The organism is Lysobacter sp. OAE881, from assembly GCF_040546665.1.
Lineage (GTDB): Bacteria > Pseudomonadota > Gammaproteobacteria > Xanthomonadales > Xanthomonadaceae > Lysobacter_J > Lysobacter_J soli.
Map to the genome: position 1 here is coordinate 3,882,775 of NZ_JBEPOG010000001.1, position 16,694 is coordinate 3,899,468.

At 68.2% G+C, this 16,694-nt stretch carries 18 protein-coding genes and 1 tRNA gene; 8 read left to right on the forward strand and 11 right to left on the reverse strand.

Annotation, left to right across the window (positions count from 1 at the left end; all coding sequences use genetic code 11):
• Window positions 1–303 precede the first annotated feature (303 nt).
• Both ABIE51_RS17765 and purD read left to right on the forward strand, forming a co-directional pair.
• Window positions 304–798 carry a GNAT family N-acetyltransferase gene (locus ABIE51_RS17765; protein WP_192632829.1) on the forward strand — a complete coding sequence of 165 codons (495 nt, stop codon included), beginning with the start codon at window positions 304–306 and terminating at the stop codon, window positions 796–798.
• Window positions 799–931: 133 nt separating this feature from the next.
• Entirely contained in the window at window positions 932–2,230 is a 1,299-nt protein-coding gene (purD, locus tag ABIE51_RS17770; RefSeq protein WP_192632828.1) for a phosphoribosylamine--glycine ligase, read from the forward strand.
• Between the two features lie 154 nt (window positions 2,231–2,384).
• On the opposite strand, the gene ABIE51_RS17775 is transcribed toward purD, so the two are convergent.
• The gene (locus ABIE51_RS17775) at window positions 2,385–2,657 is read right to left on the reverse strand and encodes a hypothetical protein (protein WP_157031191.1); all 273 of its coding nucleotides are present in this window, start codon (window positions 2,655–2,657) and stop codon (window positions 2,385–2,387) included.
• Between the two features lie 211 nt (window positions 2,658–2,868).
• Here ABIE51_RS17775 and ABIE51_RS17780 point away from each other — a divergent pair, with 211 nt between their 5' ends.
• The 4 genes from ABIE51_RS17780 to ABIE51_RS17795 all read left to right on the forward strand — a co-directional run bounded on the left by ABIE51_RS17780 (window position 2,869) and on the right by ABIE51_RS17795 (window position 7,642).
• On the forward strand, window positions 2,869–4,650 hold the full coding sequence (locus tag ABIE51_RS17780) for a serine hydrolase domain-containing protein (RefSeq protein ID WP_192632827.1): 1,782 nt from the start codon (window positions 2,869–2,871) through the stop codon (window positions 4,648–4,650).
• 236 nt (window positions 4,651–4,886) lie between these two features.
• Window positions 4,887–6,788: an MFS transporter gene (locus ABIE51_RS17785; RefSeq protein ID WP_192632826.1), complete on the forward strand. Its 1,902-nt coding sequence runs from the start codon at window positions 4,887–4,889 to the stop codon at window positions 6,786–6,788.
• 75 nt (window positions 6,789–6,863) lie between these two features.
• The gene (locus tag ABIE51_RS17790; RefSeq protein ID WP_157031194.1) at window positions 6,864–7,226 is read left to right on the forward strand and encodes a CD225/dispanin family protein; all 363 of its coding nucleotides are present in this window, start codon (window positions 6,864–6,866) and stop codon (window positions 7,224–7,226) included.
• Window positions 7,223–7,642 (forward strand): DUF2752 domain-containing protein, encoded by a 420-nt coding sequence (locus ABIE51_RS17795; RefSeq protein WP_354504638.1) that lies wholly within the window; start codon window positions 7,223–7,225, stop codon window positions 7,640–7,642. The genes ABIE51_RS17790 and ABIE51_RS17795 overlap by 4 nt, the downstream gene beginning before the upstream one ends.
• A 3-nt stretch (window positions 7,643–7,645) precedes the next feature.
• Here ABIE51_RS17795 and ABIE51_RS17800 read toward each other — a convergent pair whose 3' ends face one another.
• The 6 genes from ABIE51_RS17800 to ABIE51_RS17825 form a co-directional block, all read right to left on the reverse strand.
• A complete protein-coding gene (locus ABIE51_RS17800; RefSeq protein WP_192632825.1) occupies window positions 7,646–8,590 on the reverse strand; it encodes a hypothetical protein in 945 nt (314 codons plus the stop codon).
• 902 nt (window positions 8,591–9,492) lie between these two features.
• Window positions 9,493–10,440, reverse strand: coding sequence for an NAD(+) diphosphatase (gene nudC / locus ABIE51_RS17805; protein ID WP_192632824.1), 948 nt, complete (start codon window positions 10,438–10,440; stop codon window positions 9,493–9,495).
• Complete coding sequence (erpA, locus tag ABIE51_RS17810; protein WP_181902748.1) at window positions 10,437–10,811, reverse strand: iron-sulfur cluster insertion protein ErpA; 375 nt, start codon at window positions 10,809–10,811, stop codon at window positions 10,437–10,439. Before erpA ends, nudC begins: the two co-directional genes overlap by 4 nt.
• Before the next feature lie 82 nt (window positions 10,812–10,893).
• Window positions 10,894–11,685: a DUF6776 family protein gene (locus ABIE51_RS17815; protein ID WP_354504641.1), complete on the reverse strand. Its 792-nt coding sequence runs from the start codon at window positions 11,683–11,685 to the stop codon at window positions 10,894–10,896.
• Window positions 11,686–11,737: 52 nt separating this feature from the next.
• Window positions 11,738–12,154 carry a bactofilin family protein gene (locus tag ABIE51_RS17820; RefSeq protein ID WP_115841831.1) on the reverse strand — a complete coding sequence of 139 codons (417 nt, stop codon included), beginning with the start codon at window positions 12,152–12,154 and terminating at the stop codon, window positions 11,738–11,740.
• A 52-nt stretch (window positions 12,155–12,206) separates the two neighbouring features.
• Window positions 12,207–12,938 (reverse strand): DUF6776 family protein, encoded by a 732-nt coding sequence (locus ABIE51_RS17825; protein WP_232338466.1) that lies wholly within the window; start codon window positions 12,936–12,938, stop codon window positions 12,207–12,209.
• Window positions 12,939–13,013: 75 nt separating this feature from the next.
• Here ABIE51_RS17825 and ABIE51_RS17830 point away from each other — a divergent pair, with 75 nt between their 5' ends.
• Window positions 13,014–13,595 (forward strand): DUF4126 domain-containing protein, encoded by a 582-nt coding sequence (locus ABIE51_RS17830; protein WP_192632823.1) that lies wholly within the window; start codon window positions 13,014–13,016, stop codon window positions 13,593–13,595.
• A 68-nt stretch (window positions 13,596–13,663) separates the two neighbouring features.
• Here the strand turns inward: ABIE51_RS17830 and bfr are convergent, their stop codons facing one another.
• From bfr to ABIE51_RS17845, 3 genes are all read right to left on the reverse strand, one after another.
• Window positions 13,664–14,134, reverse strand: coding sequence for a bacterioferritin (bfr, locus tag ABIE51_RS17835; protein WP_115841833.1), 471 nt, complete (start codon window positions 14,132–14,134; stop codon window positions 13,664–13,666).
• Window positions 14,135–14,249: 115 nt separating this feature from the next.
• Window positions 14,250–14,453: a (2Fe-2S)-binding protein gene (locus ABIE51_RS17840; RefSeq protein ID WP_115841834.1), complete on the reverse strand. Its 204-nt coding sequence runs from the start codon at window positions 14,451–14,453 to the stop codon at window positions 14,250–14,252.
• 103 nt (window positions 14,454–14,556) lie between these two features.
• Window positions 14,557–15,144, reverse strand: coding sequence for an RNA pyrophosphohydrolase (locus tag ABIE51_RS17845; RefSeq protein ID WP_115841835.1), 588 nt, complete (start codon window positions 15,142–15,144; stop codon window positions 14,557–14,559).
• A 119-nt stretch (window positions 15,145–15,263) separates the two neighbouring features.
• Between ABIE51_RS17845 and ABIE51_RS17850 the strand changes: the two genes are divergently transcribed.
• Window positions 15,264–15,340: transfer RNA gene (locus ABIE51_RS17850), tRNA-Met, on the forward strand.
• A gap of 141 nt (window positions 15,341–15,481) precedes the next feature.
• On the opposite strand, the gene ABIE51_RS17855 is transcribed toward ABIE51_RS17850, so the two are convergent.
• Window positions 15,482–16,684, reverse strand: coding sequence for an NAD(P)/FAD-dependent oxidoreductase (locus ABIE51_RS17855; RefSeq protein ID WP_192632822.1), 1,203 nt, complete (start codon window positions 16,682–16,684; stop codon window positions 15,482–15,484).
• Window positions 16,685–16,694 lie beyond the last annotated feature (10 nt).

Here is a 16,694-nt window from a genome sequence, read left to right on the forward strand (position 1 = left end):
AGGCTCGTGCCGCCCGGGCACTCCGCATTCCGGCAAACCACCTCACCGTCATTCCCGCGAAGGCGGGAATCCATGCGTGCAAGCGTCACGCCTCAGGAAGACGGTGAGAGACCGGTGAGATGGATCCCCGCCTTCGCGGGGATGACAGCAACTCGATCGACAACGGGCGCAGCTCCCCGTCATCCCGGCGAAAGCCGGGACCCAGGCGCGCACCGGCCGGCACTCCCGCATTGCACCCGCGACGCGCACGACACCGCCGTAACCGCCGATCCCCCACACTCCGCCCACACGCCCGGAGGCTTTATGTGGATCCGCACCGAAACCCAGGACGATCACGCGGCGATCCGCGCACTGCTCGGCGAGGCGTTCGCCGACTCGGACGGAAAGGGGCGCATCGAGCAGCGCATCGTCGATGCCCTGCGCGAGGACGGCGAGCTCAGCCTTTGCCTGGTGGCCGACATCGACGGCCGCATCGCCGGCGTGGCGGTGTTCTCGCCGGTCGCGATCGACGGCGCGCAGTCCTGGTACGGCCTGGGGCCGGTCGCGGTCGCCCCGCGCGATCAGGGGCACGGCGTGGGAACGGCGCTGATCCGCGCCGGGCTCGCCGAACTGGCCGACCAGGGCGCGGCCGGCTGCGTTGTGCTGGGCGAGCCGGAGTACTACGCCCGCTTCGGCTTCAACAACGACGGCGAACTGCGATACGCCGACGCCCCGCCGCAGTACTTCCAGTCGCTGGCCTTCAACGATGCCGGCGCGAAGGGCGACGTTCGCTACCACCGCTCGTTCTCGACCCATTGAGCGATCCGCATGAACGCGCGCGGCCGATGCGCCGGCGCGGGCGCGTTCGATTCCATGAGCCACACGCGCCGGTCGCGGCCCGCGGGAGGCTTTGCGTAAAATCGCGATCCCACGTCGCGCGGCAGGAGTGAGCATGAAAGTCCTCGTCATCGGATCCGGCGGTCGCGAGCACGCCCTGGCCTGGAAACTGGCGCAATCGCGCCGCGTGAGCGAAGTCCTCGTCGCCCCGGGCAACGCCGGCACCGCGACCGAAGCCAAATGCCGCAACGTGGACGTGCCCGCTTCCGATATCGACGGCCTGCTCGCGCTGGTCGAACGCGAGGGTGTCAGCGTCACCGTCGTCGGCCCGGAAGGCCCGCTGGTGAACGGCGTGGTCGACCGATTCCGCGAGAAGAAGCACCGCATCTTCGGCCCCACCGCCGCCGCCGCGCAGCTGGAAGGCAGCAAGGCGTACGCGAAGGACTTCCTCGCGCGCCACGGCATTCCCACCGCGCACTACGCGGTGTTCACCGAAACCGAGGCCGCGCTGGAGTACGTGCAGGACAAGGGCGCGCCCATCGTCATCAAGGCCGACGGCCTGGCCGCGGGCAAGGGCGTGATCGTCGCGATGACGCTCGCCGAAGCCGAAGCGGCCATCACCGACATGCTCTCCGACTACGCGTTCGGCGCGGCCGGCGCGCGCGTGGTGATCGAGGAGTTCCTCGATGGCGAGGAAGCCAGCTTCATCTCGATGGTCGACGGCAAGACCGCGCTGCCAATGGCGACCAGCCAGGACCACAAGCGCGTGGGCGACCGCGACACCGGCCCGAACACCGGCGGCATGGGCGCGTATTCGCCCGCGCCGGTGGTCACGCCGGAGGTGCACGCACGCATCATGCGCGAGGTCGTCGAACCGACCGTGCGCGGCATGCAGGCCGACGGCATCCCGTTCACGGGTTTTCTCTACGCCGGTTTGATGATCGACAAGAGCGGCGCGCCGAAGGTCATCGAATACAACGTGCGCTTCGGCGATCCGGAAACGCAGCCGGTGATGTTGCGCCTGCGCTCGGACCTGCTCGACCTGGTCGAGGCCGCGATCGACGAACGCCTCGATACCGTCAGCGCGCAGTGGGATCCGCGCCCGTCGCTCGGCGTGGTGATGGCCGCCGAGCATTACCCGAACACGCCGCGCACCGGCGACGTCATCAACAGCTGGGACGCGCCCGAAGTGGATGACGTGAAGGTCTTCCACGCGGGCACGAAGCTGGAAGGCGAACACGTCGTCACCGCCGGCGGCCGCGTGCTGTGCGTGTGCGCGCTCGGCGAGACCGTCGGCGACGCGCAGCACAAGGCGTATGAAGCGGTGGCCGGTATCTCGTGGCACGGCGAGTTCCACCGCCACGACATCGGCTGGCGCGCGATCGAGCGCGAGCGGGCGGAAGAACCGGCGTGATCGAAAGCCTGGGATCCCCTCCCTCCGGGAGTTGAGCCCCTCTCCCGCCGGGAGAGGGGTTGGGGTGAGGGGCAACGAAGCGTTCGCGGCAACCCACCTCAAACGCACAGCGCTGCTGGTTGTGGCTTCTTAGCGCAACCAGCTCAAGGAGGTCTCACGCCGCCCCCTCCTCCGGCGCCGGCGTCAACTTCACCACCACGTCCTCCAGCTCGGCGATGACGCGCTCCAGCGCATCGTAGAACTCGGCCTGCCGCGTCATCAGGTCCTCGATGTTCCCGGCTTCCTTCAACTTCGCCAGTTCGCCGTCGAACAGCAGCCACTGGGCGGTGAGCCGTTCCACGTTGCCCTTCGCGTAGTGCCGCATTTCCTTGAGCTGCAGCAGCGTGTCGTTGACGTGGTCGAGCGGAGACTTGGTGTCGGACGACATGACGACCTCCTGGTGTGAATCGCATCCGCAGCGTAGCCATGCACGAGTGAACCGACCGAAAAAAGTCGCCGCGTCAGCCGCCGTTCGGCCTCGTGACGAAGGACACAGGCTCCGATCGCGGCCTCGCCCGACACTGTCGCCTGCCATCGCAAGGCCGCACGACGACGTGAACACTGGAATGTTCCAAGGCGCGCTTCGCCGCCTCGCATGCATGCTCGCGCTCCTCATGCTTCCCATCGGCGCAAGCGCCGCGGCACTGCACGACACGATCGCGCGAGAACTGACATCGCAAGGCCTTCAGGGCGCGGTGTGGTTCACGCTCACCGGCGACACCATCGCCACCGGTGCCGCCGGCACGCGCGATGCCCGCACCGGCAAGCCGATGCAGGCGAACGACCGCGTCCACGTCGGCTCCGTGGCGAAGACGCTGCTCGCGACCGGCGTGCTTCGACTCGTCACGCAGGGCAAGCTCGCGCTCGACACGCCCGTCGCTCCGCTGCTGCCGGAGATCGAATTCGACAATCCATGGGCGTCGACGGACCCGATCCGCATCCGCCACCTGCTCGACCACACCGCCGGGCTCGACGACGTTCGCTTCTCGCAGGCGTTCACGCTTGCCCCGCGCGAAGACACGCCGCTGCGCGACGCCTTCGATGGCCGCGGCCCGCTGCACGTCCGCAGTCGCCCTGGCGCGCGCCATTCTTACTCGAACACCAGCTACACGCTGCTCGGCATGGTGGTCGAGCGCATTACCGGCACGCGTTACGAAACCTACCTCGACGCGCACCTGCTCGCGCCATTGCGCATGCACGACAGCACGTTCGGCTTCACCACACAGGACGGCGAACGCGCGGATCCGCGCCTGGCGATGGGGCATTTCGAGAACAACGCGACGCACGCGGCCGTGCCCAGCTACATCCGCCCCGCCGGACAGTTCACGACCACCGCGGCCGACATGGGCCGGCTTGCGCGGTTCCTGATGAGCGACGGCAGCATCGACGGCGCGCCGTACATCGACGCTGCACTGCTACGCGCGATGGGCGAGCCGGTCGCCACCGAGGCCGCCGATGCCGGCCTGCGCGTCGGCTACGGACTCGGCCTGTCCACGCGCGACCGCCACGGCGTCGTCGGCCGCTGCCACGGCGGCAGCACCGTCGGCTATCGCGCCATGCTGTGCCTGTTTCCTCGCGAACAGCGCGCGTTCTTCATCGCCGTCAACGCCGACGTGGAAGGCGTCGACTACGGCAAGCTCGACAGGCGCCTGATCGAAGCGCTGCACCTGCCCGCGTCGCCGCCGCAGCGCGTGAGCGGCACGGTGCGCGATCTGTCCGGGTGGAACGGCATCTACGTGCCGTCGCCGAACCGCTTCGCCAGCCTGGAGTGGCTCGATAGCACGCTGAACTTCGTGCGCGTCACTCACGAGGGCGATTCATTGCGCTTCAAGCCGTTCCAGGGAAAGGAGCTCGCGCTGCATCCCGTCGGCGACCGCCTCCTGCGTGCGCCAGAGCGCGTCATCGCCTCGCACGCCCTGGTCATCACGCCCGATGGCGCCCGCGTCATCAGCACCGGGCTTCAGAGCTACGAGCGCGCACCGCTCGCACGCATGGTGCTGCTGTGGGGCAGCCTGTTCGCCGGCCTGCTCGGTTGCGTGTGGCTGCTCGCGTCGGGCGCGCATGCCCTGATCCGCCGGCGGGCCGCCGCGAACATGGCCGTGCTGATTCCCTTCTCGGGCCTGCTTGCGCTGCTTCTGCCGTTGCCGCTCTTCTACCGCCAGTCGTTCCTTGAGCTGGGCGACGTGACCACCGCGAGCGTGCTGCTCGCCATCGTCACCGCGCTGTGGCCGTTGACGATGCTGGCGGGCTTGATCCCTGCGTCGCGGCGCGGAGCGTGGTCGATGCGCGCGAAGTTGGACGTGATCGCGATGCTTGCCGTGCTGCAGTGGACGTGCGTGCTCGCATGGTGGGGATTGGTGCCGCTGCGGATGTGGGCTTGATTGCGTTTGCTGCGCCGCCCTGAGGAAGGATGACAAGGCCTCCACCTTCTTCATTCCCGCGCGCGGGAGTCCGCGCCGGTCACCACCGGGACGGCGGCAACACGCCGCCGCCCCTCACCCCAACCCCTCTCCCGCAAGCGGGGAGAGGGGCCAATGTCGGGGCATCGCCCAGCCGGGATGACGCTGTTTTCCCCCATTTGCTAGTCTCGCGCGCATCGCCCCAACCACTTGCGTGCATGGCACACAGTCAGTTCGACCTGCTTCGGCAGCGGCGCTTCTTGCCGTTCTTCGTGACCCAGTGCCTGGGGGCGTTCAACGACAACGTGTACCGGCAGGCGATCATCGGCCTGCTGTTCTGGCTCGGGGTGACGCCGGAGGAGCGCACGCTCTACACCAACATCGCGCCGGCGTTGTTCATCCTGCCGTACTTCCTCTTCTCGGCCACCGCGGGGCAGATCGCGGAGAAGCTGGAGAAGTCGAAGCTCATCCGCATCACGACCACGATGGAAATCGTGATCATGTCGCTGGCGGCGGTGGGCTTTGTCACGCAGAACATGGTGGTGCTGCTCGTCGCGCTGTTCTGCACCGGCGTGCAGTCCACGCTGTTCGGGCCGGTGAAGTACTCGATCCTGCCGTCGGTGCTGAAGCCGGAGGAACTCACCGGCGGCAACGGCCTGGTCGAGATGGGCACGTCGATGTCCATCCTCGTCGGCATGATCTTCGGCGGCCTGATCTTCGAACTGGCCGGCTCGCACGGGCCGGTGGTGGCGGCCACGGCCATCATCCTGCTCGCCGTGGGCGGCAACATCGTCAGCCGCTTCATTCCCCGCGCGGAACCGGGGGCGCCGGACCTGCGCATCAACTGGAACCCGATCCCCGAATCGCTCGCCGTGCTGCGCCTTGCGAAGAAGCAGCTGGCGGTGCGCAACTCGGTGCTGGGCGTGTCGTGGTTCTGGTTCATCGGCACGGTGCTGACCTCGCAGCTGCCGACCTATGCCGAGGCCAACCTGGGCGGCAGCGCCACGCTGTATATCTTCGCGCTGGCGCTGTTCTCCGTCGGCACGGGCGTGGGGTCGATGCTGTGCGAGAAACTGTCGGCGCGCACGGTGGAAATCGGCCTGGTGCCGATGGGCGCGTTCGGCATGAGCGCCTTCATGATCGACCTGTATTTCGCCCGTAGCGGCGCGGCGACGACGACGGGGCTCAGCATCGGCGCGTTCCTGCAGCAGCCGGGCAGCTGGCGCATCGCGATGGACCTGACGGGCATCGGCCTGTTCGCGGGCTTCTTCGTGGTGCCGCTGTTCGCGCTGATCCAGAGCCGCACGCCGCGCAGCGAGATCTCGCGCGTGATCGCCGGCATGAACATCCAGAACGCGGGCTTCATCGTGCTGGCGGCGGCGCTGGGCCTCGTGGTGCAGCGCTTCTTCGGCTGGACGATCCCGCAGGTGTTCCTGGCGCTGGCGATCGCGAACGTGATCGTGGCGATCTACATCTTCACGATCGTGCCCGAGTTCATGATGCGGTTCCTGAGCTGGGTGTTCGTGCGCGTGCTATACCGCATGCGTCCGCACGGCATCGAGCAGCACGTCCCGGACGAAGGCGCGGCGCTGATCGTGTGCAACCACGTGAGCTACATGGATGCGCTGATCCTGTCGGCAAGCGTGCCGCGGCCGATCCGCTTCGTCATGTATTACCGGATCTTCAACATCCCGGTGATGAGCTGGATCTTCCGCACGGCGAAGGCGATCCCCATCGCCGGTGCGCGCGAGGACCCCGAACTGATGCGCAAGGCGTTTGATGAAATCGACGCCGCATTGGCCGAAGGCGAACTGGTCGGCATCTTCCCCGAGGGCGCGCTGACGAAGGACGGTCAGATCGCACCGTTCAAGTCGGGCGTGGAGCACATCCTGGAACGCGCCGCAGCGCGCGGGCAGGTCGTGCCCGTGGTGCCGATGGCCCTGCGCAACATGTGGACGAGCATGTGGAGCCGGCGCGACACGCGACTGGGCCGGATGCGCGTGCCGCGAAGGTTCCGAGCGCCGGTGGAGGTGATCGCACAGGCACCGATCCTCGATCCCGCCATCGACGCGGCCACGCTGGAAGCGAAGGTGCGGGCGATGCGCGGCGACGCCGCCTGAGCCATCACGGCGGGACCATGGGGCGTTTCCTAGGATCGGTTCGCCGCGGCGTCGCGGCGCACCCGAAGGATCGCCATGAACGTGCCGCCTCCCATCCCGCCGTCGTCGCCGCCGCCGTCGCTGGCGCCGCGCATTCCCAACTACATGATCTGGGCGATCCTCATCACGATCGCCTCGGTGCTGTTCTGCTGCATCGTCGGCACGATCCCCGGCATCGTGGCCATCGTGTTCGCCGCGCAGGTCAACACCAAGCTCGCCGCGGGCGATGAAGCCGGCGCGTGGGTGGCGTCGCGTCGCGCGAAGCTGTGGTGCTGGATCACCACGGGCCTGACGATCCTCGGGCTGTGCTGGACGATCTGGTTCATCAGCGCCGGCGGCATGGCGCATTACCAGCAGATGATGCAGGAGCTGGAAAACGTGCAGCGCGTGCAGCAATGAACGTCGTCGTTTGCCGCGCCTCGTCGCGCGCGTTCGAGATGCGCACCGCCGTGGTGGGTGCCACGGCGGTGCTCACGCTGCTGGGTGCCGCGCTGCTGCGGGTCTTCCAGCCCGAGTCGCTGTGGCCCTGCATTTTCCATGCCGTCACCGGGCTGCACTGCCCCGGCTGCGGGCTCACGCGCATGCTGCACGCGCTGGTGCATGGCGATGTGGCGCGTGCGTGGTCGATGAATCCGCTGGCGATGATCGCGCTGCCGTTGCTCGCGGCGATGCTGGCGCAGTGGTGGCTTGCGCGGCCGCTGCTGCCTGCGTCGCTCAACCGGTACGCGCACGATGGACGCGTGTGGATCGTCGCGCTTCTCGCGTTCGGCGTGCTGCGGAACCTGCCGATGTTCGCGTGGATGGCGCCGGGCTGAGCGTCAACTCACCCAGCCCGCGATGACGAACAGCGCGAGCACGGCAAGCCATACCAGCAGGCTGCGCCAGACCAGGCTCATCGCGTCGCGCAGTTCCGGCACTTCGCCGGAAAACGCAGAGATCGGCGGCGGTGTCGGCGCAAGGCCGGCATCGCCCGCTTCCACGCCGGTGGCGACGTCGTCGTAATCGGCCGCCTCGTCGGCGAGCTCGCACTTCACGCTCGCACGCGCGACGGCGCCGAGAAACGGACGGCGCACGTCGAACGACGCGCCACCGGCATCGCGCCATGCGCCGAGCACGGTGTCGAAGTTGCCGACCAGCGCGAGCGAGAGCGTCATCAGCTGTGCGACGGGCCAGTCGAGGATCGCAAACAGGTAACGCGCGCCTTCGCGGGTCTCGTTCGGCAATGCGCTGGCCGCCTCGCCTTCGGCCGACATGGCGGTGAGCCGGTAAAGCAACGCGCCGAATGGCCCGAGCAGCAGGAACCAGAACAACACGCCGAACCAGCGATGCTGCGCGTTGCGGAAGACGGCTTCGACGAGGCTGCCGCCGTCGAGCACCGCGGGCATGCCCCCTTCGGGCCACAGGCGAATCGCAGCGGTGCGGCGCGCGACGGGATCGGGCGCGTTGGCGACGGCATCGACATCGACGTCCAGATCGCGCGGGCCCCATGCGTAGAACAGCACGGCAACGCCGAAGATCAGGCCTGCGAGGCCGAAGAAGGCATCGTGCAGTGCGAGCTGGAACAGCGTGACGAGGAGCGAGATCGGCGCCAGCGCAAGCACGAGGCCCCAGCGGCCGCGCCAGAAGCTGCCTTCGGGGAAGCGCGAGTCGAGCCAGCGCAGCCAGTCGCGGTACCAGCCGTAGTGGCGAACCGATGCCGCAAGCGACGGCGCCATGTGGCCGAGCACCAGCGCGACGACGACGGCGATCAGGGTGGCGGACATTGCGCGGCGGCTCCGGTCGCGTGGGCTGGATCGATTCTAGCGTGGCGTTGCGGGAGCGATGGCGTCTGCCCATAGCCCCCTCCCCACCGGCGACCCGAAGGGCGTGCAGAGCTGAGAGGAGTTGGGGTGAGGGTCGGCGGAGGGATGGCGTACACGTCTCGCGGGCGTCTTTCGCGACGTGAGGCAGTTGCTGCTGCAGCCAAGATCATTCGCGATGCAGTGCACTGAGCCCTTAGCTGTCATCCCCGCGAAGGCGGGGATCCATGCCTGCGAGCATCAACGCCTTCGAATGAGGCGTGGCGTTGGACCGATGGATTCCCGCCTCCGCGGGAATGACGGTGAGGTAGGTTTCGGGTGCGGGAGTGCCCGTTCGTTACAGGCCTGGGTCCCGGCTTTCGCCGGGATGACGGCATTCTGTTGCGACACATCACCGGAATGATTCGAAAATACGGCGCACTACGCCCTTGGCTGTCATCCTCGCGAAGGCGGGGATCCATGCTTGCGCGCATCAGCGCCTTCGAATGAGGCGTGGCGTCAGACCGATGGATTCCCGCCTTCGCGGGAATGACGGTGAGGTAGGTTTCGGGTGCGGGAGTGCCCGTGCGTTACAGGGCCTGGGTCCCGGCTTTCGCCGGGACGGCATTCTGTTGCGACACATCACCCAAATGATTCGAAGATACGGTGCACTACGCGCTTGGCTGTCATCCCTGCGAAGGCGGGGATCCATGCTTGCGCGCATCAGCGCCTCCGAATGAGACGTGGCCTCAGACCGATGGATTCCCGCCTTCGCGGGAATGACGGTGAGGTAGGTTTCGGGTGCGGGAGTGCCCGTGCGTTACAGGCGTGGGCCCCGGCTTTCGCCGGGATGACGGCTTTCTTTCGGGCGACTGGTAACGGCTCGCTTACGCGCCGCCCTGCTCCGCCAGCCACTGCTCGATCAACCAGCGCGAGATCGAAATGCTCGGCGACAGCACCGGGCCTTCGCCGTCGTCCTGCGTGCTGCCCCATTCGCCGCGTTGGCGTGCACGACGCACGTCGTCAGCGGTGAACCACCGCGCTTCCTCGAGCTCGTCGTCGACCTGCGGCACGTCGGGTTCGGCGTCGGCGTGGAAACCGAGCATCAGCGAGCCCGGGAACGGCCACGGTTGCGAGGCCATATAGCGGCAGCGACGCACGCGCACGCCGGTTTCTTCCAGCACTTCGCGCGCGACGGTCTGCTCCAGCGATTCGCCCGGTTCGACGAAACCCGCGAGCACCGAATAGCGCCGCGCAGGCCACGCGGCCTGGCGACCGAGCAGCAAACGCGAACCATCGCTGACGGCGACGATCACCGCCGGATCGGTGCGCGGGTAATGTTCGACGCCGCACTTCGTGCACGTGCCTTGCCAGCCGGCGCGCGACAACGCGACTTCGCCGCCGCACACACCGCAGAAGCGGTGGCGGCTGCGCCAGTGCTGCAGCGCGCGCGCTTGCGCGAACACACTCGCATCGAACGCCGGCCACGACGCCGCGGCGCTGCGCAGGTCGACACGACGCGGCGCATCGAGCGCAGTCAGCGCGCCTTCGAGCGCGAACCATGCCGTGTCATGCGGATCAAGACCGAGGAACACCGAGGCGCCTACACCGCCGGGACCCTCGCTGACGTCGTGTCCGGTGATTGCGAGCAGTCGGCCTTCGGCGTCGGCGTACGCGTTGCCCTTCTCGTCGAGAAGGATCACGCGCGAGGTGGGCCAGCGTGATTTCAGCGCGTCGGGATCGTCGCGGAGGCGGTCGGCACGATCGAGCGCTCCGCGGCAGGCGGCATCCGCGCCGGCTTCGACGAACGCGAACGGTGCCGGCGTGTCGCTCACACCGCGAACGAGGAACCGCAGCCGCAGGTGGTCTTCGCGTTCGGATTGCGGATCACGAACTGCGCGCCGTGCAGGCTTTCGGTGTAGTCGACCTCGGCGCCCATCAGGTACTGCAGGCTCAGCGGGTCGACCAGCAGCGTGACGCCGTCGGTCTGGATGGCGAGGTCGTCCTCGCCCTGCGCCTCGTCGAACTCGAAGCCGTACTGGAAGCCGGAGCAGCCGCCGCCCTGGATGTAGACGCGCAGCTTGAGCGCGTCGTTGCCCTCCTCCGCGATCAGCTCGCGCACCTTGCGGGCGGCGGCCGACGAGAACTGGAGGGGACGATCGAGGGACTGGTAGTCCGGCGTGGGGGAAACGGTGGGCAATTCCATGCGAAAAAGGATGGGGCGCGCGGCCGGGTTGTTCAAGCCGCAGGACGGGTCGCTGCGTCCTGCGGGCGCCGCAACGCCGGTTTCAGGGCGTTGCGGTGGCCGGCGCGACGTCGCGAGTGGCGTCGGCCCAGGTGAAGGACTGCTCGATCGGCGCCCCCGAGCGCGGTGCCAGGCGCACGGCGACGCGCACTGGGGTGAAGCCCGGTGGCAGGAAGATGTCGCCTTCGACCTGCTGGAAGTACTTGAACGAGTACGTCATGCCCGGCGCGTTGGCCTGCTGGCGCAGCACCGGCCAGGTGAGCTTTTCGAGCTTGCCGCCGCGCGTGCCTTCGATCGCCAGCGTGAGCTGCCCGGTACTGACCGCCCCGCGGTTGAGGTTCTGGGTGAGCGTGCCGGTGAAGTGCCAGGCGGTGTCGTTCTGCGGCTGCAACCGGAGCGAGTGCACCGCCAGGCCGCGGCGCTGTGCCGTACTGCCGACCAGGCGCTCGTAGAAGGCGACGTCGGCGCGCAGGCCGGCGATTTCCTCGTCCCGTTCGGCCAGCGTGCTCTGCAGGTCGCGATTGGCGTCGCGGCTGATCTGGTCCGAACGGCTGAGCGTCGCCACACGCTGTTCGAGCTGCTCGATCTGGCGCCGCTGGCTGCGCGTTTCGCGTTCGCGGTTCTCAAGCTGCGCCTGTGGGCTGTCCGGCGCCGGCGCGAACACGCGCCACGCGCCCCACAGGCCGAACAGCAGCGCCACCGCGACCACGCCCAGCAGCATCGGCGTGCGGCCGCCGACCAGCGCGTCGCGCGCGGCCGACGGCGCGGCGACGGGCTCCGGCACGTGGCCGGGCGGTCGGGGCGACGTGGATTGCTCGGGATCGCTCGGGGTCATGCCGGGGCGCCGTGGGAATCGGCGCCCAGCCTACCGCGAGCCGGTGTGACGGTCAGCGCAGAACGGCGGCGCCGTCCAGATCCGCTTCAGTCAGGGCGTGGCCTTCATGCGCGCCGGCGTGGATCAGGCGGCCGGTCAGCACCGAGCCGGCCAGCATCTCGACGACCTGATAGTGCACGTTGCCCTGCACGCGGGCCTTCGCGGCCAGTTCGACGCGCTCGCTGGCGTACACGTCGCCATCGAGGCGGCCGTTGAGGATGACCACCGGCGCGCGTACCTCGCCCTCGATGCTGCCGTTCTCGGCCAGCGTGATCGTGGCGCGCTGGCCTTCCTCGGCGATCACCTTTCCGACGATCCGGCCTTCGACGTACAGGCCGCCGCTGAACTTCAGGTCGCCATGGATGACGACCTGGGCGCCGATGAGGGTGTCGACCTGGCCGTCGATCTGGGCGGGTTTGTTCTTGAACATCGGGTACTTCCGGTTGCGCGCCGGCGGACCGGCAGTAGGGGAAATCGTCGGGTCAGGTGGCGCCGAGCTGCCAGCCCAGCGTCTGCTCCACGGCGACGTCGCCGCCGTCGAGCGACACGCGCACGCGCTGCGGGGTGAAGTCGGCCGGAAGCATCACGCTGCCGTTGAGCTGCTGGAAATAGCGGAACGAGTAGTCCTGCGGCGGCGCGGAGCTGCGCTGGTGGAGCTCGTCCCAGCTGATCGTCGCGAGCTTGCCGTGGCGCACGCCCTCGACGGTGAAATGCAGGCGGCCGCGGCTGATCGCGCCCTTGTTGAGGCTCTGCGTCAGCACGATCTGGTAGCGCCAGCTGCCGCCGGACTCGGCATCGAAGCGCGCCGAGTGCACGCTGAGGCCCTTCGGCTGACCCGTGGCGCCGACCAGCCGCTCGTAGAAGGCGAGATTCGCGCGCAGGTCGGAGATTTCCTCCTCGCGCTCGGCCAGTTCGCCCTGCACTTCCTTGTTCGCCGCGCGGCTGATCTGGTCGGAGCGCGACAGCGTCGCCTCGCGCTGGGCCAGTTGCTCGGCCTGCGAGCGCCAGCGGCGCAGCTCGTCCTGGGCCGCGTCCAGCTGCGCCGTCACCTGCGGCAGCTTGGGTGCGGCATGGCGCTCGGCACCGAACCACACGCCCGCCAGCGAGCCCAGCCACGCGATGGCGAGCACGGCCGCGATCAGCGGCCGGCGGTCCGGACGCTGCTGGACGATCGTGAAGCGCGGCGGCGGCGCCCTGCGCGGCGTGTTGTTCATAAGCGTGTTTCCGGCGGTGAGTCGCCGGATTCCCCAGCCCCTATACTTCGATGGACAGTCTAGCGAGGGAGCGACATGACGGATGCGCACCTGTTCGCAATTGGCGTAGTTCTGGCCTGGCTGGCCGGAATCCGCGTGTACCTCACGGTCTTCGGCGTCGGCCTGGCGGGCTTCTTCGGCTGGCTGGACCTGCCGCAGGCGCTGCAGGTTACCGCCTCGCCCTGGGTCCTTGGCGTCTCGGGCCTGCTCGCCGCTGGTGAATTTTTCGCCGACAAGATTCCGGGCGTCGACTCCGGCTGGGACCTCCTGCACACGCTGCTGCGCGTTCCGGCGGGCGCCTTCCTCGCCGCCGCCACGCTGTCGCCCGACGGGCAGCTCGGCGCTGGCGCGCTCGCAGCGGGCGCGGGCGTCGCGCTGACCAGCCACGTCCTCAAGTCCGGCTCGCGCGCCCTGCTCAACACCTCGCCGGAACCGGTCAGCAACTGGACGGCCTCGATCACCGAGGACGCGGCCACGATCGGTGGCCTGGCGCTGGTGTTCGCGCATCCGTGGATCGCGCTCAGCCTCGTGGTGCTGATCAGCATCACCGTCGCGCTGCTGCTGTGGTGGGTATGGCGGATGCTGTTCCGCCGCACGCCGAAGCCCGGGCCGATCTGACGAATTGCCAAGAAAAACGCCGCCGGATCCGGCGGCGTTTTCGTTTCAGCGTTCGCGATGCGCGGCGATCAGTCTTCCAGCTTCGTCAGCAGGTAATTCTGTTCGCCCAGGCGCTCGATCAGCGACAGCTGCGTCTCGATCCAGTCGATATGTTCTTCCTCGGAATCGAGGATGTCGGCGAAGAGCTTGCGGCTGACGTAATCGTTCACCGACTCGCAATAACGGATGGCGTCGCGCAGCAGCGGCAGCCCTTCCAGTTCGAGCGCGAGATCGCACGCGAGCACTTCGCGCGGATTCTCACCGATGCGCAGCTTGCCCAGCGCCTGGAAGTTCGGCAGGCCTTCGAGGAAGAGGATGCGCTCCGACAGCTTGTCGGCGTGCTTCATCTCGTCGATGGATTCCTTGTATTCGTGTTCGGCCAGTTCCTTCAGGCCCCAGTTCTTCAGCATCTTGGCGTGCAGGAAGTACTGGTTGATCGCGGTCAGCTCGTTGTAGAGCGCCTTGTTGAGGAACTCGATGACCTTGGCGTCGCCCTTCATGGCCGGCCTCCGTAAGACGTGGGATGGCGGCACTCTAGCCCGTTCATGGGCGCGATGACGGAACGCGAATCGGGTGCAGCCGCGTGCGAGAATCAGTCTCGGTTGGGAAAGAAGCTCAGGCGGCTTCCTGCATCACCGCGAAGGGCAGCTCGCGGACGGCGTGGGCCGCATCGAGGAGCGACGCGGCCATGTCGAGGCAGCTGCCGCAGTTGGCGCCGGCGCCGGTACGCATCGTCAGCTCGGTCACGCTGCGGCAACCGGCCTCGGCGGCCGAGCGGATGTCGTGATCGGTGACCCCATTGCAGATGCAGACGTACACGGCGGCGGTATTCGGCTGGACAGCCGGATCGGCTGCAGGGCCATTCCGCCATGAATGAGAATGATTGTCAATTAATCGACGGCAACCGGTTCGGGTGCCCCGGTCAGCGGGGCCCGGACCCCGCTCCGGCGCCGCGCCAGCGCGCGCCGCGGCTGCGGCCGATCTGGTCCTGGGGGCGGAACTCCGGCCCCGGCGTCGGTACCGCGGCCGGTCCGGCCACCTGCCGGGCGGCCGGGGCGAGATGCCGCAGCGCCCGGGCGTACACCGAGCGCTTGAACATGACCACATGCTCGACCGGGTACCAGAAATCGACCCAGCGCCAGTGGTCGAACTCGGGCTTGTCGGTCAGGTCCAGGCGCAGGTCGGACTCCTGCCCGCACAGGCGCAACAGGAACCACACCTGTTTCTGGCCGATGCAGACAAGGCGGTCGTTGCGGCGGATGGCCCGCTGCGGCAGGCGGTAGCGGAGCCAGCCGGGCGTGGCGCCGAGGACCTCGACGTGCTCGGGAAGCAGCCCGGTCTCCTCGCGGAGCTCCCGGTACATGGCTTCCAGCGGCGTCTCGTCGCTGTTCATCCCGCCCTGCGGGAACTGCCAGCCGTCGCGATGCACGCGGCGCGCCCAGAACACGCGTCCGTCCGGGTGCATCAGGACGATGCCGACGTTGGGTCGGTAGCCGTCCGGATCGATCACGATGCGGACTCCTGAATTCACTGCCCCCGACTCTGCCACGCCCTCGCCCGCGACGACAACCCGGTCCGGGGCGATTGACGGACACCCCTTCGGCATGAATAATTCGCGGTTCTCCGCGGGGCTATGTAGCTCAGCCGGTTAGAGCACAGCACTCATAATGCTGGGGTCGGTGGTTCGAGTCCACCCATAGCCACCATCCGCGAGAACACATGAAAACCCGCAGCGATGCGGGTTTTTTGTTGCCCGTTCGAAGGCGACGAGGCCGCTCCGCCACACCAGGCGCCATCTGCTCCCCGTTCACCAACGTCGGCAGAGCCGGACACGCTCGGCCCACGCCTCAGCGCAATCGCTCGAACCCGAAGAGCGCCTGCAGTGGGTGTCGACGCCGCTCGAGCCACGCGCGCATCAGGCCTGCCCCGAGCATGCTGTAGACGATGCCGTTGCCGCCGTAGGCCATCGCGAACAGTACGCGCGGGCCCCATTGCGGATGGGGACCGAAGAAGGGCAGCCCGTCCTTGGTTTCAGCGAACGTACCCGCCCACGCGAACGACGGGACGGTGGTCAATCGCGGAAACAGGTCCTGCACGCGCTTCATCAGCTGGCCCGCCTTCTTGTCCACGCGCAGGTCCCGACGCCGGGGGATGTCCACCGCATCGTCCTCGCCGCCGACCAGCAGACGCGAATCGCCGGTGGCACGCATGTAGAGGTACGGCCGCGCGGTTTCCCACAGCATGGTGTCCGCGAGCGCGCCCAGCTCCACCGGCTCCGTGATGCACGCGTAGCTGCTGCGATTGCGGGCCAGGCTCTGGTCGATCCAGCGCTGCGACTCGTAGCCTGCTGCCACCACGACGTCCCGCGCGATCACGCGTGCGCCGGCATCGCTTTCGAGCACGACCTGCCGTGAGGTGGTCCGCACCGGCTTCAACCGTGTGCGCGTGTATACGCCACCGCCGCGTTTGTGCAGGCGTTGCAACAGCCGGTGCGCGAGCCGATACGGGTCGACGCGCGCAGCCTGGGTCGTGAGCAGAGCCGCCGGCGCGTCGAACTCGTACTCGCGCGCGACATCGCCGCGATCGAGCCAGTGCGTGTCCAGGCCCGCGCGACGCCTGGCCTCGAATTCGGAACGCAGACGTGGCACGTGCCAGCGACTGCTCGCGAAGTACAGGCTGTTGGTACGGGCGAAATCCACGTCGCGGACACCACGCGCCAGGTCGCCGATCATCTCGATCGCGTCCTCGCATGCGCGATACGCCATCGAAGCCGGTTCCTCGCCGTACTCGCGTGCGAGGTCGGTCAGATGGGTGTCGATCTCGTACTGGAGCAGCGCTGTGCTCGCCGCACTGCTGCCCCAGCCGACGTCGCGCTGGTCGAACACCGCGACTTCGTGCCCGGCGTCGGCGAGTGCATCGGCGATGATGGCGCCGGTGATTCCGGCGCCGATAATCGCCACGTCGCAGCGAAGATCCGAGCGCAGCGGTGCATACGACTGCATCAGCCCGTTCTTGACCGCCCAGAACGGGTAGCCGCTTTTCAGGTCCATGGCGCGTCCT

What these genes read in the sequence shown, in the direction of transcription:
- ABIE51_RS17765 (WP_192632829.1), top strand. Translation starts at nt 304, where the DNA reads ATGTGGATCCGCACCGAAACCCAGGACGATCACGCGGCGATCCGCGCA.
- purD (WP_192632828.1), top strand. Translation starts at nt 932, where the DNA reads ATGAAAGTCCTCGTCATCGGATCCGGCGGTCGCGAGCACGCCCTGGCC.
- ABIE51_RS17775 (WP_157031191.1), bottom strand. Translation starts at nt 2,657, where the DNA reads ATGTCGTCCGACACCAAGTCTCCGCTCGACCACGTCAACGACACGCTG.
- ABIE51_RS17780 (WP_192632827.1), top strand. Translation starts at nt 2,869, where the DNA reads ATGCTCGCGCTCCTCATGCTTCCCATCGGCGCAAGCGCCGCGGCACTG.
- ABIE51_RS17785 (WP_192632826.1), top strand. Translation starts at nt 4,887, where the DNA reads ATGGCACACAGTCAGTTCGACCTGCTTCGGCAGCGGCGCTTCTTGCCG.
- ABIE51_RS17790 (WP_157031194.1), top strand. Translation starts at nt 6,864, where the DNA reads ATGAACGTGCCGCCTCCCATCCCGCCGTCGTCGCCGCCGCCGTCGCTG.
- ABIE51_RS17795 (WP_354504638.1), top strand. Translation starts at nt 7,223, where the DNA reads ATGAACGTCGTCGTTTGCCGCGCCTCGTCGCGCGCGTTCGAGATGCGC.
- ABIE51_RS17800 (WP_192632825.1), bottom strand. Translation starts at nt 8,590, where the DNA reads ATGTCCGCCACCCTGATCGCCGTCGTCGTCGCGCTGGTGCTCGGCCAC.
- erpA (WP_181902748.1), bottom strand. Translation starts at nt 10,811, where the DNA reads ATGGAATTGCCCACCGTTTCCCCCACGCCGGACTACCAGTCCCTCGAT.
- ABIE51_RS17815 (WP_354504641.1), bottom strand. Translation starts at nt 11,685, where the DNA reads ATGACCCCGAGCGATCCCGAGCAATCCACGTCGCCCCGACCGCCCGGC.
- ABIE51_RS17820 (WP_115841831.1), bottom strand. Translation starts at nt 12,154, where the DNA reads ATGTTCAAGAACAAACCCGCCCAGATCGACGGCCAGGTCGACACCCTC.
- ABIE51_RS17825 (WP_232338466.1), bottom strand. Translation starts at nt 12,938, where the DNA reads ATGAACAACACGCCGCGCAGGGCGCCGCCGCCGCGCTTCACGATCGTC.
- ABIE51_RS17830 (WP_192632823.1), top strand. Translation starts at nt 13,014, where the DNA reads ATGACGGATGCGCACCTGTTCGCAATTGGCGTAGTTCTGGCCTGGCTG.
- bfr (WP_115841833.1), bottom strand. Translation starts at nt 14,134, where the DNA reads ATGAAGGGCGACGCCAAGGTCATCGAGTTCCTCAACAAGGCGCTCTAC.
- ABIE51_RS17855 (WP_192632822.1), bottom strand. Translation starts at nt 16,684, where the DNA reads ATGGACCTGAAAAGCGGCTACCCGTTCTGGGCGGTCAAGAACGGGCTG.